The organism is Bradyrhizobium cytisi (assembly GCF_008123515.1).
GTDB classification, from domain to species: Bacteria; Pseudomonadota; Alphaproteobacteria; order Rhizobiales; family Xanthobacteraceae; genus Bradyrhizobium; species Bradyrhizobium cytisi.
The window spans coordinates 117,892-130,261 of the sequence record NZ_VSSR01000069.1 but is presented as its reverse complement, the minus strand read 5'-3'; the positions used below and the strand labels follow the sequence as shown (position 1 = coordinate 130,261).

Genomic DNA, 12,370 nt, shown 5'->3' with positions numbered 1-12,370 from the left:
AAAATCCGGGAATCCCATAGCGCTCCTGGGAGGGTGAACCGCGGGCTCGCTCACCCCCCACGCGACTCCACCACCTTGCGGCAGCTGTCCGAAAGCTTGGCCTTGTTCTCGCGCAGGCAGGCGTTCATCTGCGGCGGCTTGCCGATGTGCTCGGCGCAGAATTTGCTGGCGTCGCCGCGGCAGGCCATCTGCTCCTGCGGCGTGGGGCCGGATTGCGCCGTGGCGGGCAGGGCGGCGGCGAGCAGCAGCGCGGCAAGAACTGAAGTCTTCATAAAGCACCTCTTTGGAATTGTGATGGATCCCGCTCGGGATCGGGCGCGCCGGACCATCTCGCGGAGATCCATGGCCGGTCCATGCCATGTTCATGGCATCGGCTCGGTGGCTCGGACGCCGCACCCCCATCTTCATGGCATGTCTTGGCGCGGTGTCTTTTGCCATTGAGGCTGCACGTCGGCTGCGAGACCCGGTGATTGCATCGGGCGCCGAACGGGAAGCAGGAGAGCAAGATGTCGAAAACAATGGGAGCGCTGAGCGCCGGGCTGACGATGATGATGCTGGCGGGCGCGGCAATGGTGTCGCTAGGCACGAGCCCGGCGCAGGCGGTGGTCTATTGCAAGACGGTCGGCGTGCCCAAGGGCTGCGTGGTGCGGCCGACCGCGGCGGTGGTGGTTGGAGCACCCGTTGCGGCTGCGGCCGTGGCAACGCCCGGCGTGGGCGCGCCCGGCGTCGGCATCCGCGCCGGCACGCCGATGAATCGCGGCGGCCCGGTCAATCGCGTCGGCGTGCGCTGACGGTCTCGTTCCATTGAGTTGATCGCATTCTTTCGGGCCAAGGGAGCCTGCGAACGAACCCCCGTCCTTCGCAAGGCCAACATCCCGGCCCGATCCCTCTCCCCGCACGTCCCATGCGCCCGGGGAGGGGGCTTTTCAGCCCGTGGCCGCGTCGCTGTCGGGAAAGACCTGCGGCAATTGCAGCCGCACCCGCGTGCCGGAAGCATCCGAGCTCAGATCGAGCACGGCGCCGCAGCGCACGGCGCGGTTTCGCATGTTGCACAGGCCGCGCGCGGTCTGGCTCGCGCCTGCGGCTTGGCCATCGCCGCGAAGCGCAAAGCCGTGACCGTCGTCGGCGACGCTGATCACGCCGTACGGTCCCTGGCCGTCATCGCGCGTCTCGATGGCAACCGCGATGTGGCGCGCGGCGGCGTGCTTGACCGCATTGGTCACCGCCTCGTCCAGGATGCGCACGATCTGGATAATATGCCAGGGCCTGAGCTCGGGGTGCAGCGGCAGGCCCTGTGGCGTCGCCACGCGCCAGTCGAGCGCGATGTCATGCGGCCGCAACTGCATCGCGGCGCGCTCGCGCCAGGAGCCGAGCGCGAGCATGAGGTCGCCGCCGATGTCCTCCATGGAATCGATGACAAGGCGCAGATCCTTCAGCGCGGCGCGCGCTGCATCGGTGATGGTCGCGCCCTCCTGCCCGCGCTCGGAGAGCGCGACGATGCTGATCAGCTGGCCGCCGAGGCCGTCATGCAGGTCGCGCATCAGCCGCGTGCGCTCGTTGGCGAGGGCTGCGGCCCGCGCGCGTGCCTCCTCGCGGACAAAGCTCGCCTTCAACCGCTCCTCGGCCTCGCGCACGCGGGCGACGAGCTGGCCGGCAAAGCTGTCGACCTGGTTCAGCGCGCGGGCGAAGCGCCAGGTCAGCCCGGCGCCGATCGCGACCAGCATCGCCGAATAGGACAGGCGGGAGACGAAGGTGCGTTCATTGGTCACGATCTCGAATACCGACAGCATGTCGTGGACCCAGCAGGTGAGCACGATTGTCACGGCGCAGCCGATCGTGAAGCTCGCGGCATCCTGCCGCCGCACCAATGCGGCCGCGGTGACGTAGGCCATCAGGAACAGGCTGATCCCGACAGTGGGGATACCGAGCAACAGGAATAGGATACGCGGTAGCGGCGGACCAGCGATCAGGCCGATCACGAACACGACCAGCCCCGGCACGAACAGCAGCATGCCGTAGCGAGGCCAACGCCAGCCAAAGAACAACACGCCGAAGACGACGATCAGTGCGCTTTCGATCGGCGCCGAGGCGAGCAGCACCCCGGCGAGCCGCGATACGGTGGTCGGCGGCACCGGCGGCGGCATGAATGCCTGGATCACGCCCAGCACCATCGCGGCCGCCAACACGCCATAGACCGGCTCGCGCCGCCGCATCAGCCACATGATCGCAAGGATGACGGCGAGGATCGATTGCCAGGCCGAGAACGCCACCGGCAATGTGACGAACAGCAGCGTGCGGGTCTCGAAGGCTGGACGCAGGGCCGCGTCCGGCCCGACATAGACGGTGTCGAGAAAGCCCTTCAGCGGCCCCCACACGAACAACCGCACCGTGATCGCGTTGCTGCCGTCATACAGCAGCGAGGAGGGGATGGCAGCGATCTGCGGTGTGTTGCGGTCCGGCCGGTTGGCGTTGGCATCGCGGCGGGAGTCGAGCACGACAACGCCGTTGACGGCGACCTCCACGGCGTTGCTGAAGCGCGGCAAGAACACGGACCATCCGGCATCGCCGCTCTTGAAGGTGAAGGTACCGATGTAGAGCGGTGGATCTGCAAGCGAATAACGCGATGACGTGAAATGCGGCAGCGTAACGGGGCGTGTTATGCCGTCCTCACTCAGTGAAAATCCGCTCAGCGCGAAATCTTCGGGGTCGCTAGGCTGGAGTAACCGTAGCCCGAGGAAGGTCGCGATCACGATCAACGCCTGAAGCAGCAGATAAGGCACGAGGCGTGACATGAGCTGCCGGCGCCTGGTGTGCGTGGGTGCCTTCGCGGCAATCTCGCTCACAGCTTGATCAGGCCCTGCTGCACCGCCTCGAACACGGCTTCGCTACGCGTGTGCACCTCGAGCTTGCGATAGATGTTCTTGATGTGGCCGGGCACGGTCTGCCTGGACAGGCCGAGATGGCTCGCGATCTCGGCGTAGCTGAAGCCTTTGGCGATGCCCCAGAGAATGTCGATCTCGCGCGGCGTGAGCTTTGCGGTGTTGAGCGCGGGCCCGGGCGGCGGCTCCGCCGAGTTCTGCGTTCGCCGCACGATGAAGCGCGCGATCGAGGCCGAGATCGGCGAATGCCCGGCGACGAGATCGCGCACCGTGGTGGCGATGTCGGTCGGGAAGGCGTCCTTGAGCAGATAGCCGGTGGCGCCGACGGTTATGGCGGAGATCACGCTTTCCTCGTCGCCCAGCGCGGAGATCACCATGATCTCGGTGTCCGGAAAGCGCCGTCTTGTCTCGCGGATCAGCTCGACGCCATGGCCGTCGGGCAGCCGCAAATCGGTCAGCAGCACGCGCGGCGCGCTAGCGGCAAGCGCACTGCGGGCCTCACCGAGCGAGCCGGCCGTGCGCACCTCGTAAGCAGCCTTCACCAGCGCGTCCTGAAGACGCCAGCAGGTCGGTGCGTCGTCTTCGACGAGGAGGATGGTGATGGCTTCACCGGTCTCGCCCTGGTCCGTCATGATCGTGGTCCCGGCCGCGTGTCCCCCGCGGCGCGCGCGGCAAGCTTAGCCGCGGCGCTGCGGGCGCGACACCCATAATCATGGGGGCGGGGGCGCTGGCAACCGTTGGAGCCGGATCGTCGCCGTTCCGCTGTTGTTTTTGTAGAACTGGACGCGCCGGCCCTGGACCGGCACCAGCCAGCGCGGCGCGAGCCGCGTGGAGATGAACCGCGGGAAGAGCTGGACGGCGTCGTTGACGTAGAAGAACAGCTCGCCGGCCTCGGGGGCCTCGAATTCCGCGACGAACAGCTCGGACAAGCCCTGCTTGCGCCAGAGCGCGCGCGCCGCCGGCAGCGCCGCGGCCGGGATCGGCTCGAAATCCCCGAACGGCTTCCAGACGCGATTCAATTCGCTGCCTTGTGTCTTGAACTCCGGGGAGTCCTCGACATGGATCGGGTAGTTGTCCTTGCTCTCGTCCTCATAGGCCGGCACCGTCGAATTGACCCGCCGCGGCAGCTCGTTTGCCGGCAGTCCGTTGATGGGCTGCAGCGGCAGATCGTAGGATCCGCGCGCGCCCACCCGCACGACCGGCTGGAACCAGTCGGCGCCCTGCAGCCGCAGGATCGGGACGGCGAGTCGGTGGGTCGGATCCGGCGGTGTCTTGAATCCGTTCAGGCCGGTCATGATGGTGCGGTCGAACCACGGATCGGCCATCTCGATCCAGACGCGGTATTTGCGGCCCTTCTCCACCGCGAGGCGGCTCGGCCAGCAGAAATCGCTGACGTCGAACAATTCGCCGTCGCGCGCCGTCACCGGCGTGTCACCGACGGCACGCGTCGATGCGCTGCTCTTGCAGAAGTCGCCGACGCCCGCGCGCCAGTCGAGATAGCCGCGCGACAGCAACAGCAGTCCCGAGCCGAAAATGGCGATGAGGAAGGCCGCCGGCATCAGGACGTTGGTGAAGGCCATGCGCACCGGCCAGGCATGCAGTCGCATCCAGCGGCCGATCGCGAGCAACCAGCCGGATTTGCTGACCCGGCTTCGCGATGCCATCCGGTCGGGCCGGTACCAGGCGAGGCGTGCGCGTTCCTGAATGCTGTCGCGCAGCGCCGCATTCCTGTTCCACGCGATCAGGATGATGATGACGAGGACCGTGGTGACGAAGGGATAATAGAGCGCGATCGCAAGCCACGGTGCCGCGTAGGACGGCAGCACGCTCGCGAGCAGATCGGCGAACGGCTTGACGACCGTGCTAGTGCCGTTGTCGATCGCCGTGATCCATTTGAGCAGGATGGTATCCTCAAGCCCGTGCTGCTTGGACGAGCCGACGACCGAGCGCGCGATCCAGGGCCATGCGGCGAAGATGATGAGCGCGATCAGCAGCGAGAAATAGGCGAAGCGGCGCCACCACACGGTGTCGAGGACCTGCCGTGCCATCTCGGGATTCGGCGGGCTCATCGCCATGAAGGCGTCGGCTTCGGCCGCCTTGTGACCATCGCCTTCCCGCTTCGCGTAGGCGGACCTCATGGCCTTGCGCGTTTCGTCCCGCGTCAGCGGCAGCACGTCTCCGTTCGGCAGCAGCACCTTGGCATTTGCCGGAAGCATCAGCGGCGCGTAATTGTCGCATCCGTGCAGCATGCGCTCGACTACGCCGAAGTGCACCACCGGCGGTCCGCCATCTTCCACGCGGTCGTGGATCGGCCGCGGGCCGTAGCGGTACAGCACGCCGGCGCCGCTGCGCGAATCGTGCATCGGTCCGATCGCCGACTGGTACTCGCGGAAGCGCGCGATCGTTCCGCCCTGGAAGCGGAGCTGGTTGCCGAGCTGCTCGGCCATCCACACCAACGGCACGAAGGACAGCGTGGATTCCGGATAGCCGCCTCCGATGTCGGAATGGGAGCCCGCGAACCAGACCTCCTTGACGATCTGCTCCTCGGCAAGCCCGGCCTGGTCGATGCGCAACGGATGGAAGGTGGTGCGTTCGTCATCGAGCGCGAGCGCATGACAGGCGTGCTTCACCTTGTCGGAGAGCCGGTAGTTTCGAAACGAGATCGGCCAGATCGCCCAGTCGATCGCGACACGGAGCTCCTCGATCGGTACACCGAACGCCTCGACCGTGTCGAACAGTCCGAGGAATTCGATCTTGACTTCCTTGCGGCCGTCCATGGCCTCGCGGACGCCGGCATAAGAGCGATGCCGGAAAACGAGATCATAGAGATAGATCAGCACGTCGCGGAGCCAGCGCACGACCCAGATCGTCGGCAGGCTGCGATAGCCGACTGATTGCTTGCGATACTCTCGCCAGGCGGCCATCGTGTTGCGCTGCATCTCCGCATGCGACACGGCGATCTTGTCGATCACCGCCGGCACCAGCCCCTGGCTCGCGATCAGCGCTGCCAGCGTTCGCGCCGTGAAGGCGCCGCGGCTGAAGCCGAAGATGTAGATCTCGTCGCCCTCGCGCCAGTTCCAGCACAGGAAGCGATAGAGCTTGCGGACGTTGGCGGGCACGCCGATGCCGGTGGCGCCGTCGAGCGCGGCGAGCGGCGCCCAGCCGGCGGTGCCGACGCCCTTGATGTAGTAAGCGATCTGGTCGGGCTTGGTATGGTCAAGCGCCTCGTAGAGACGCCAGACGCTGGATTCCTGGGTGGTGAAGGCGTTGCCGGTGCCGTCAGCGAACAGCACCAGCTTGCGCGGCGGGCGTGCGTCTGGTGCATTCCCTGCGGCATCTGGATGATCGTGCGTATGGTCCGGCTTGGCAGGACCGCCATGCAGCGCCGCCTCCTGGTGCGTCATGGACACCTCCGAAAATTCAGTTGGGGATGCCTTAAGCCCGCTCGGGCGGCATCCTTCAAATAGTGGTTGCATCAAGAAGTATTGGATGTATTTCGCTCACAATCACGCTGAGGTAGCAAGCAGGGTTGCGCCGTCCTACTCCGCTGTCTATGATCTCCGCCACAATCGGCAAAAAGAAAATGCCCGGAGCAGGCTCCGGGCATGACGTGTTTTGCGAAGCGCGATTTAGCGGGCGCTTACCTGCCGTTGCCGCGGCAGCCACCACCGGGGCCGATATGGTAGCCGCGCGGGCAGGCATGCGCGGCGGGGTTGGCGAAGTTTCGCAAGCAGCCGCCATAGGGCCCGCGGTGCCAGCCGGCGCCGCAGCCGCCCGCGACCGCGACGACATCGTCAACGCCCTGGGCGCCAAACGGCGCCAGCGGCATGGCCTGGGCCGAGCTGACGATTGCGCCGAGCGCGAGCGCCGCGGCAAACACGGTTCGTATCATGCGTCTTGCTCCCTGATGTATGGGTGTCAGTGGGTGGCTGCGAAAGCGATGCCGGCGCGCACTTCGGTGATCGCCTGGTCGATCAGCCCCAGTGCCCGTTCGCGATGGCCGCCCTTGTTGGGCTCGGCCTTGACAAGCTCGGCGCGGGCCGATTGCAGGATCGCCACCGCCTCGTCCATGTGCGGTTGCGCGCCGAGCGCGTAGCCGATGCAGAGGCTGGTCGCGATGGCGCCGCCGAGCACGAGGCTGCGGGGTAGAGAGGTTCGCATGTCGTTGTCTCCTCCAGCGGGCGTCAGGCCGGGGCCGCCCGGTTGCCCGGACGCGATTCGCGTGTGGCGGGATGTCGCATCCGCAGCCTGAATAGGACGGGGCCCGGCGGGCCGTCTTGGACTGTCCGGCGCCAGATGCGGCGCAGCTTGGACTGACCGGCGCAGCTTGAATCAGATGGCCGTACTGGTAGCCTGTGACCATCGACCTTCAGCGCGGGTTCATCCCCGGCTGGCAAGGTTCAATCGTTTTCTGCGCGATTTTTTTTCGAAGAAGCCTTTTCCGGAAGTCCTTACCGATGTCCGTCATCAGGAAGTCGCTCTCGACCGAGACGCTGCCGCAGGGTCTGTCCGACCGGCAGCGCTTCATCCGTTTCGCCGAGCTGTTCGAGCATTTTTCCAACACCGGCGAGCTCGATCCGGCCTCCGACGTGCCGTTTCGCGCCACGATGAACTCGATCCATATCGGCACCACCATGCTCGGCCGCTGCGACGGCAGTTTCGTCACGGTGCGGCGGGAAAAGCGCCAGGTGATCGAGACCGGGGATGACCGCTTTTGCCTCGTACGCAACACCGGCGACCGTTCCTCGCAGGTGGTCCATCGCGGCCGCGAATTCACCATGCGCCCTGGATCGATGGTGCTGCTCAAGCTCGACGAGCCGTTCTTCGCCGCCGATGGCGCGAGCCAGAAGCGTTTCACCAACGTGCATCTGCCGGTGGATTCACTCCGCGCGATGGTCGCTGATATCGACGACCTCGTCGGCTCTGAGCTCGAGCCCGGCGGCGCGCTGTCGCTGGTGATGGATTACAGCGATCTGCTGCTTCGTCATCCCGCGGCCGCCGACGAGGCCGGCATGGCGATCGCGTCCCATCTGCTCGATCTCGCCGCGATTGGCTTGGGCGCCCGCAGCGACGTTGCGGCCGCGGCACGGCGCCGGGGCCTGCGCGCGGTGCGGCTGAAAACCGTGCTGTCGATCCTCGAGGCGCGCTTCCACGAGCCGGATTTTTCCGCACAAAAGCTCGCCGGTGCGGCCGGTCTTTCCGAGCGCTATGTCAACGAGCTCTTGTTCGAGGCAGGCGCGAGCTTCACCACCCGCTTGACCGAATTGCGCCTGCGCAAGGCGGCCGACCTGCTGACCCATCGCGAAGGCCGCATCAGCGACATCGCCTTCGCCTGCGGCTTCAACGATCTCTCTTAATTTAAACGCTGCTTTCGCCGCAGGTTCGGCCTGACGCCGACCGCAGCGCGGGGCAAGTGAGGGCTGCGTTCGCAGCTTTCTGCTCCCGTCGAGACAGACAGTGGTGGGTTACGCCTAGCGGTTTGCGCTTCGCGCAATCCGCGGGGCTAACCACCCTACAAAATCTCCACCGTCGGCGGCGGATATCGCCGCGCCAGCGTCGACAGCGGCAGGCGCCGTTCGTCCACTGGCAGCTCCAGCCAGGCCAGCACCAGTGGCCGCTTCCAGTCGCCGACGCCAAATTCCATGTCGACCCATTTCTGTGGCTCGGGCCCATCGAGGCCGCGGACCCAGACGAAGTAGCGGGGCAGGTCGTCGGCGTCGGTCGTGGGTCTCCTGGCCATCACTTGCTCGCTGCCTCGACACGCGTTGTCGTTGGGATATAGGTAACGGCACGGCAAAGTCGAACGCGCGGCCCGCGGATTTTGCGAAACCACGGAGCGGCCGGACGCTTGGGTCCAGAGCACATGAACGAAACTATGATCGATGCTTGGGATGATGCTTCGCAGGTGATGACGCGGCTGGCCGGCGCCTGGTCGTTCGACCGGGTCATCGAAGGTCAAGGGCGCATGAAGGGCCTCGCGACCTTCACGCCATTGGATGCGGAGCGCCTCGCTTATCGCGAGCAGGGACGCTTGACGCTCCAAAACGGCACCGAGCTTGAAGCGGAGCGCGAGTACGTGTTTCGCAAACACGAGGACGGATTCGAGGTCTTCTTCGAGGAATCTCCGCCGCGGCTGTTTCACACGATCTCACTGTGCGCATCTGACGACGGCGCCTTGAACGGAAGCGCCGGCCATCTGTGCAATCTCGACCATTATCAGTCGAGTTACACTTTCCTCGCCGATGGTGGCTTTGTGATTTGCCACGTCGTGGCGGGTCCGCGCAAGGATTACACGATGATCACGACCTACAGGCGCATCTCGTTACGCTCGGATTAGATCGAACGGAGACAATGCCGCCGTTGATGGTGCACTCCGCCTGCAAGCGGCCCATGTCAAAATCGGATGCGGCGCTCCAGTTCGAGTTTGGCCTCCGTCAATGACTCTGTCACCAACTTTTCGATTTTCGTATCAAACCGAACGGTCTCCGTGGGGGCAGCGGTTCCGTCCGAGCATTAAAGCATCGGCTCGAATTGGCAGTGCACAAGCATCTCGGAAACCGATGCGTTGTTCGGCAGCATGAGCGCGGTCTCCGCCAGCCGCGCGATGTCGCCCGGTTGGCTCATCTCATGGCGAGGAATCTCGTCGTCGTTCAGCGTCATGTCGGTGGCAACATAGCCCGGGCAGATCACCGTCGCCCGAATACCTGCCGCGCGCCCCTCGCGGCGAATGCCGTGGGTGAGGGCGACCATTGCGAACTTGGTCATGGCGTAGCCGACATTGCTTCCGACGCGCTTTCCGGAAAGCGAACCGAGATTGATGACCCGCCCATGACCGCAGACGGCCAGATGGGGCAGGGTGGCTCTGACGAGGCGCAGTGGACCCTTGACGTTCACGCGCCACATTTCGTCCAGTTCGGTCTCACCCTCGTCGGAGACGCGGACCTTCGGATTGATTCCGGCGGCGTTGACGATGGCATCGACGCCGCCCCACCGTGCGACCGTCGCGTTGACCCACGCGAGCGGGCTCTCCTCGGCGTCGTAGCGATGCGTCATCAGTCTCTCGCTCTCCGCGAGCCGGCTCGGATCGCGAAGCCCCGCCGATACGCGGAAGCCCGATGACAGGAGCCGGTCGGCGACCGCGCGTCCAATGCCGCGCGAAGCCCCAGTGACCATGACGATCCGATTGCCGACTTCCAACATCCGGGTCCGTCTCCTACGGGTGAGCCAAGAGTATCGCGAAATGTAAGGGGACAGGCGTGACGGCGAGTAAGAGAAATTCACTCTGCCGGCATTGGGCGTGCTTATGGCTCGCGAGCCGACGACTTCGGCCGGGATATTGGATGTCCTTATGAGGGCAGAGCAAATCCGCTCTATGCGTGCGTGGGCCCATGCACTTAATTTTCCGCCGCTCTGCATGACCGCGAAAGAGCCCTGCGGATGGGATTTTCGGACTATCGAACGGCGTTGGTGACGGGCGCATCCTCGGGTATCGGGGCTGCGACGGTTCGGTGCCTCCGCACCGGGGGGCTCGAGGTTCACGCGCTGGGGCGCGACGTCCGCCGGCTGGCAAGCCTGTTGGCCGAGACCGGATGCCACGCATGCGCCGTCGATGTGAACGATCTCGACGCGTTGACGCGGCTTGCGAGCTCGGCCGAGTTCGACGTTCTCGTCAACAATGCCGGCCAGTCGCGGCGCGGCAGCATCCTGGATCTTGCACCTGATGATGTCGACACGCTGGTCGACGTCAATCTGCGCGCGGTCCTGCACCTGACGCGGCTGATCGTGCCAGGCATGGCGAGGCGCAACCGCGGCCACGTGGTCAACGTCTCGTCGATCGCCGGCCATTATGCCTTCGGCGAGAACGCGACGACATTCAATTCATCCGTGCCCTATCACGCGACGAAGGCGGGCATTCATTCGCTGTCGCACCAGCTGCGCGTCGATCTCTACGGGACCTGCGTTCGCGTCACCGAAGTCTCGCCCGGACGCGTGGCAACGAGCATCTTCCAACACCAGAATTCCGCCGACAATCCGGATGCCTGTTTCGTCGGCGCGTTCGAGACGCTCCAGTCCGAAGACGTTGCGGATGCCATTGCGTTCGCGGTGGGGTCGCCGGCACGGATGAACGTCGCGACGATCGAGGTCGTCCCCACGTTCCAGGTTGTCGGCGAACTGCGATTTGCGAGCCGATCCGAGGCCGCACGTTTGAAAGACATGAGAAGTGGAGCCGACGATGCCTGAACTCGCGAACCGCCTGAAGACCGTAAAAGTATCGGCCTCGGCGGCGATGACGGACAAGGCGCGCGAGCTCCGCGCCGCGGGCGTCAAGATTGTCGGCCTGTCGTCCGGCGAGCCCGACTTTCCGACGCCGCCGCATGCGATCGAGGCCGCGCATCGGGCGGCGCTGGCGGGCGATACCAAATATCCCGCGCAGCCGGGGACCGTCGCGCTGCGGACCGCTGTCCAGCGCAAGTTCAAGCGCGAGAACAATCTAGACTACGCCCTCGACGAGATCCTGATTGCCAATGGCGGCAAGCAGATCATCTTCAACGCGCTGTTTGCGACCTGCAACCCAGGCGACGAGGTCGTCATTCCTGCACCGGGCTGGATCACCTATGCCGACATCGTGCTCCTGGCGGAAGCGAAGCCCGTCGCCGTGCCGTGCCCGGAGAACAATCAGTTCAAGCTGCGCCCGGCCGATCTGGACACGGCAATCACGCCCCGGACCAAGTGGCTGATCCTTAATTTTCCCAACAATCCGACCGGCGCGGCATGTACCCGCGACGAGATGCGCGCGATCGCCGACGTCATGCTGAGGCACCCCGACGTCTGGATTCTCACCGACGACATCTATGAACATCTCACCTATGACGGTTTCGAGTTCTGCACCATCGCGGAGGTCGAGCCGAAGCTGAGGAATCGCGTCGTGACCGTGAACGGCGCGTCCAAGGCCTACGCCATGACGGGCTGGCGGGTCGGCTATTGCGGCGGTCCCAAAGACCTGATTGCGGCGATGAACAATGTCCACGGTCAGGCGACCGGCGGAATCTGCACGGTGAGCCAGGCAGCGGCCGTCGCGGTCCTGGACGGACCGCAGGACTACCTGAAGGAGCGCGCTGACATCTATCGCGACCGGCGCGATCTGGTGGTCAAGCTCCTCAATCAGATTCCCGGGATTACCTGCCACAAGCCTGAGGGAGCTTTCTACGTGTTTCCCAACATCGCCGGTTGCATCGGTAAGACCACGAAGGGCGGGCGCCGGCTGGAGACCGATGCCGACTTCATTTCGGCTCTCCTGGAGGAGCAGCATGTCGCGGCGGTGCCCGGGGGCGCGTATGGCATGAGTCCGTATTTCCGCATTTCTTATGCGACCGATACCGAATCGCTGAAGGAGGGCTGCCGGCGTATCGCGAGCTTCTGCGAAGGCCTGCGCTGACCGGGCGTCGATATGTCAGGGGGCTTGGCCCTCAGTGGAGAACGAAAGATGCATC

General features: G+C 65.2%; 13 protein-coding genes. 5 read left to right on the top strand and 8 right to left on the bottom strand.

The window, feature by feature from the left end; translation table 11 throughout:
* Nucleotides 1–50 precede the first annotated feature (50 nt).
* Nucleotides 51–272, bottom strand: a complete 222-nt coding sequence (locus FXB38_RS34195) for a cysteine rich repeat-containing protein (RefSeq protein ID WP_148755344.1) — start codon at nt 270–272, stop codon at nt 51–53.
* A gap of 234 nt (nt 273–506) precedes the next feature.
* Between FXB38_RS34195 and FXB38_RS34190 the strand changes: the two genes are divergently transcribed.
* Nucleotides 507–791 carry a hypothetical protein gene (locus FXB38_RS34190; protein ID WP_148755343.1) on the top strand — a complete coding sequence of 95 codons (285 nt, stop codon included), beginning with the start codon at nt 507–509 and terminating at the stop codon, nt 789–791.
* 135 nt (nt 792–926) lie between these two features.
* Here the strand turns inward: FXB38_RS34190 and FXB38_RS34185 are convergent, their stop codons facing one another.
* From FXB38_RS34185 to FXB38_RS34165, 5 genes are all read right to left on the bottom strand, one after another.
* A complete protein-coding gene (locus FXB38_RS34185) occupies nt 927–2,843 on the bottom strand; it encodes a sensor histidine kinase (protein ID WP_148755342.1) in 1,917 nt (638 codons plus the stop codon).
* On the bottom strand, nt 2,840–3,511 hold the full coding sequence (locus tag FXB38_RS34180) for a response regulator (RefSeq protein WP_148755341.1): 672 nt from the start codon (nt 3,509–3,511) through the stop codon (nt 2,840–2,842). The genes FXB38_RS34185 and FXB38_RS34180 overlap by 4 nt, the downstream gene beginning before the upstream one ends.
* A 78-nt stretch (nt 3,512–3,589) precedes the next feature.
* Entirely contained in the window at nt 3,590–6,283 is a 2,694-nt protein-coding gene (locus FXB38_RS34175; RefSeq protein ID WP_148755340.1) for a T6SS phospholipase effector Tle1-like catalytic domain-containing protein, read from the bottom strand.
* A gap of 236 nt (nt 6,284–6,519) precedes the next feature.
* The gene (locus FXB38_RS34170) at nt 6,520–6,771 is read right to left on the bottom strand and encodes a GCG_CRPN prefix-to-repeats domain-containing protein (RefSeq protein ID WP_148755339.1); all 252 of its coding nucleotides are present in this window, start codon (nt 6,769–6,771) and stop codon (nt 6,520–6,522) included.
* 26 nt (nt 6,772–6,797) lie between these two features.
* Nucleotides 6,798–7,040 carry a hypothetical protein gene (locus FXB38_RS34165; RefSeq protein ID WP_148755338.1) on the bottom strand — a complete coding sequence of 81 codons (243 nt, stop codon included), beginning with the start codon at nt 7,038–7,040 and terminating at the stop codon, nt 6,798–6,800.
* A gap of 296 nt (nt 7,041–7,336) precedes the next feature.
* Between FXB38_RS34165 and FXB38_RS34160 the strand changes: the two genes are divergently transcribed.
* A complete protein-coding gene (locus FXB38_RS34160) occupies nt 7,337–8,236 on the top strand; it encodes a helix-turn-helix transcriptional regulator (protein WP_148755337.1) in 900 nt (299 codons plus the stop codon).
* A gap of 155 nt (nt 8,237–8,391) precedes the next feature.
* Here FXB38_RS34160 and FXB38_RS34155 read toward each other — a convergent pair whose 3' ends face one another.
* Nucleotides 8,392–8,619, bottom strand: coding sequence for a hypothetical protein (locus FXB38_RS34155; protein WP_148755336.1), 228 nt, complete (start codon nt 8,617–8,619; stop codon nt 8,392–8,394).
* Nucleotides 8,620–8,742: 123 nt separating this feature from the next.
* Here FXB38_RS34155 and FXB38_RS34150 point away from each other — a divergent pair, with 123 nt between their 5' ends.
* The gene (locus tag FXB38_RS34150; protein ID WP_148755335.1) at nt 8,743–9,216 is read left to right on the top strand and encodes a DUF6314 family protein; all 474 of its coding nucleotides are present in this window, start codon (nt 8,743–8,745) and stop codon (nt 9,214–9,216) included.
* A gap of 176 nt (nt 9,217–9,392) precedes the next feature.
* On the opposite strand, the gene FXB38_RS34145 is transcribed toward FXB38_RS34150, so the two are convergent.
* Nucleotides 9,393–10,052, bottom strand: coding sequence for an SDR family NAD(P)-dependent oxidoreductase (locus tag FXB38_RS34145; RefSeq protein ID WP_246230344.1), 660 nt, complete (start codon nt 10,050–10,052; stop codon nt 9,393–9,395).
* A gap of 264 nt (nt 10,053–10,316) precedes the next feature.
* On the opposite strand from FXB38_RS34145, the gene FXB38_RS43185 reads away from it, so the two are divergent.
* Together FXB38_RS43185 and FXB38_RS34135 are read left to right on the top strand one after the other, a co-directional pair.
* Nucleotides 10,317–11,120 carry an SDR family oxidoreductase gene (locus tag FXB38_RS43185; RefSeq protein WP_187435336.1) on the top strand — a complete coding sequence of 268 codons (804 nt, stop codon included), beginning with the start codon at nt 10,317–10,319 and terminating at the stop codon, nt 11,118–11,120.
* Complete coding sequence (locus FXB38_RS34135) at nt 11,113–12,315, top strand: pyridoxal phosphate-dependent aminotransferase (RefSeq protein ID WP_187435335.1); 1,203 nt, start codon at nt 11,113–11,115, stop codon at nt 12,313–12,315. Before FXB38_RS43185 ends, FXB38_RS34135 begins: the two co-directional genes overlap by 8 nt.
* Nucleotides 12,316–12,370: the final 55 nt, after the last annotated feature.